Genomic DNA, 2,962 nt, shown 5'->3' on the forward strand with positions numbered 1-2,962 from the left:
CTATCCATCGTGTACGTCCAATAAACATCCATACATTCGGTTTACATTTCAACCATTTTGGAGCATAAAAACTCGTTGGAACTTCAGCTTCCCTAAAAAGAGGATTTTGCACAAAAGATAGGGAATCCAATAACTCAGCCGCTGACTGTACAGCGCGCCTTTSATCACTCGTTAYAACCAGTTTCGCTGATTCAATCGCCTCAATTGTTTCAATTGGTATAGGAGTTTCTTTTACTGTAGTCCCTAAAYCATATTGCTTCATCCATTCACGAAATGAAATAATTGTCATTGGCTCTATAGTACTGTCCAAACGACCATGACGAATAAAAGAAATTCGCATTCTTTCCACTCCCCATTCATCACTTACCAACTATATTACGTACTATTTTTTATTGCCATCATACCATGCATAAAAAGAAAGTTATATATCCCCACCACTATCATGTGTTATCGAAGTGTGCATACCATCCAGTCCATCAAAATATGTAGTTGTTTCATGATGACGCACTTTCTTCAACTGTATATAAGAAAATAAAAATAATAAAATCGCTATAAAGCTCCCCACAACTTCAAACATCATTTTACCGCCCCTAATTTCTCCTACTTTAGTAGGGTATTGTATCTTTTATTATACTCCCGTATAAAGATGTATGCATTTTCATCATTCCTCCCCTAAACAATATTTTTTACATATTTCCTTACAAAAAGTGAATATTTTTCGAATTTTTACTTTGGAAACATTTACAAAGTAGTAAATATAGTTCAAAATAAGAAGAAATAAAAAAGCCCAAATTATTCTTTTTTTGGGAAAACTGGAACAAGGAGAGTTGCTTATGCAGATCGCAGAAACTGGAGATATCATTGAATTTAAAGGTGGAATGCAAGGCCGTGTTCAAAAGGTAAATCAAAACTCCGTTATTGTTGATATAACAATTATGGAGAATTTTAGAGAACTAGATATGGAACCTCTTACAGTTGTAAGCCATAAAAACTATACTGTCATTAATCAACATGCATAATATAATAGAAAGAAAGGATCTGTATATCATACAGATCCTTTCTTTCTATATTAACGATTATCGATCTTTTCTGGATATAAATCGTGATTCATCATGCGGTAGTCCGCCATTTTCTCATACTTAGTTCCTGGGCGGCCGTAGTTACAGTAAGGATCGATTGAAATACCACCACGTGGTGTAAATTTCCCCCATACCTCAATATAGCGTGGATCCATTAAWTTAATTAAATCATTCATAATAACGTTCATGCAATCTTCGTGGAAGTCACCATGATTTCGGAAGCTAAATAAATATAGCTTTAARGATTTACTCTCTACCATTCTTTGTTCTGGAATGTAGCTAATATAAATTGTTGCAAAATCTGGTTGTCCTGTTTTCGGACATAAACTTGTAAATTAAACATCCCTTCTCATTATACCCCTCGTTTATTTCCCCATACTAACGCATGAAGYTGAGGCAGTACTTTCGCATCATTCATTTCTTTACAATTCACAGCTTTTTCAATAAGCCACTCATATTTTTCTAATAGTTTTTTTATAAGCACCGCATCATCCACTGTTTTCGTATCATCATTCCCTACTTGTAAGAAAAATGGTACATTCGGATAACGCTCGTGCATCTTAACTGCATATTCAAAATCTTGATCATCGAATACTACTACTTTTAAACTAAAATCTTTCCCTGCTAGTTTATGAATAACAGAATCTAACATCTGAAAATCTGTTTTCATAGTTGAACTTGGTGGTTTTGGAGAAATCGTTACCTCATCAATTTGAAGCAACCAATCTTGCCATTTACTCCCTTGCGTTTCTACCGCTGTTCGCATTCCATTCTCCTTTAATATAGAAAGAAGAAATTGCATATTTTTCAGCAAAACAGGATTTCCACCCGAAATCGTAACATGAGAAAAATTTTCTCCACCAATTTCTACAAGCTCATTCCAAATGTCTTCCGGTGTCATTTGTTTAATTTGATCTTTGGCCGATCCATCCCATGTAAAAGCAGAATCACACCAAGCACAGCTATAATCACAGCCCGCTGTACGGATAAACATTGTCTTTTGTCCTACAACCATCCCTTCTCCTTGAATGGTTGGACCAAATATTTCTAAGACGGGGATTTTACTCATCAAGCATCCACTCCCGTCTTACTTCCGCATAACTAGTCGGCGTCTCAAAAAGACGAACAAATTCAACACGAGCTCCCTTATATTCGTTCGCACGATTATCTTTCGTTAATGCTTCTGCCATCTTTTCATAAATCCAAACGACCATATTTTCAGCAGTCGTATTCATTTCTGGCAATGTTTCGTTTAAATARCGATGATCYAAATAAATYTCTATTTCRTTTTTCCAAATYTCTTTTATATCTCCAAAGTCAATTGCAAGKCCWATKTCAYTTACATATCCRCTAATWCCAAATACRACTTTRTATGTGTGTCCATGTAAATTTTTACATTTCCCTTCATAGCAGTGTAAATGGTGCGCTGCGTCAAATGTAAATTCCTTGCTGACCATTACTCTTTTATTATGATATTTGAGTTGTTCACGCTGAATATCCTTGTCCATTTTTTGCAAATTTTCTACGATGCGAAATCCAAAAAAGTTATCCATTAGTTGCTCGCTCCTTCGCGTTCTTGTAGATACGTATCTAATCCCGCTTTACGAAGTTGACATGCTGGACATTCACCGCAACCATCACCAATGATTCCGTTATAACATGTTAATGTTTTTTCTCTAACAAACTCAAATGCTCCAAGTTCATCAGATAATTTCCATGTCTCTGCTTTATCAATCCACATAAGTGGTGTATGAATAACAAACGGATAATCCATAGATAAATTTAATGTAACGTTTAATGATTTCACAAACACGTCACGACAATCTGGATAACCACTGAAATCAGTTTCACATACACCCGTTACAATATGACGTGCTCCAACT

At 35.3% G+C, this 2,962-nt stretch carries 5 protein-coding genes and 2 pseudogenes; 1 reads left to right on the top strand and 6 read right to left on the bottom strand.

From position 1 onward, the window contains the following. Both AC1DJR_RS28910 and AC1DJR_RS28915 read right to left on the bottom strand, forming a co-directional pair. Nucleotides 1–340 (bottom strand): annotated as a pseudogene (locus AC1DJR_RS28910) (histidine phosphatase family protein); the annotation flags it as partial. An 81-nt stretch (nt 341–421) separates the two neighbouring features. After that, the gene (locus tag AC1DJR_RS28915; RefSeq protein WP_429686961.1) at nt 422–577 is read right to left on the bottom strand and encodes a hypothetical protein; all 156 of its coding nucleotides are present in this window, start codon (nt 575–577) and stop codon (nt 422–424) included. A 256-nt stretch (nt 578–833) separates the two neighbouring features. Here AC1DJR_RS28915 and AC1DJR_RS28920 point away from each other — a divergent pair, with 256 nt between their 5' ends. Then, entirely contained in the window at nt 834–1,019 is a 186-nt protein-coding gene (locus AC1DJR_RS28920) for a YkvS family protein (protein ID WP_002064385.1), read from the top strand. Between the two features lie 50 nt (nt 1,020–1,069). On the opposite strand, the pseudogene queF reads toward AC1DJR_RS28920, so the two are convergent. From queF to AC1DJR_RS28940, 4 genes and pseudogenes are all read right to left on the bottom strand, one after another. Further along, nucleotides 1,070–1,414, bottom strand: a pseudogene (queF, locus tag AC1DJR_RS28925) (preQ(1) synthase); the annotation flags it as partial. Between the two features lie 17 nt (nt 1,415–1,431). Further along, the gene (gene queE / locus AC1DJR_RS28930; RefSeq protein WP_002086811.1) at nt 1,432–2,148 is read right to left on the bottom strand and encodes a 7-carboxy-7-deazaguanine synthase QueE; all 717 of its coding nucleotides are present in this window, start codon (nt 2,146–2,148) and stop codon (nt 1,432–1,434) included. Then, on the bottom strand, nt 2,141–2,632 hold the full coding sequence (gene queD / locus AC1DJR_RS28935; RefSeq protein ID WP_477004140.1) for a 6-carboxytetrahydropterin synthase QueD: 492 nt from the start codon (nt 2,630–2,632) through the stop codon (nt 2,141–2,143). The genes queE and queD overlap by 8 nt, the downstream gene beginning before the upstream one ends. After that, a partial coding sequence (locus tag AC1DJR_RS28940; protein WP_477004141.1) for a 7-cyano-7-deazaguanine synthase occupies nt 2,632–2,962 on the bottom strand: 331 nt, incomplete at its 5' end. The genes AC1DJR_RS28940 and queD, both read right to left, overlap by 1 nt.

It is taken from the genome of Bacillus sp. 05T31, assembly GCF_056396725.1.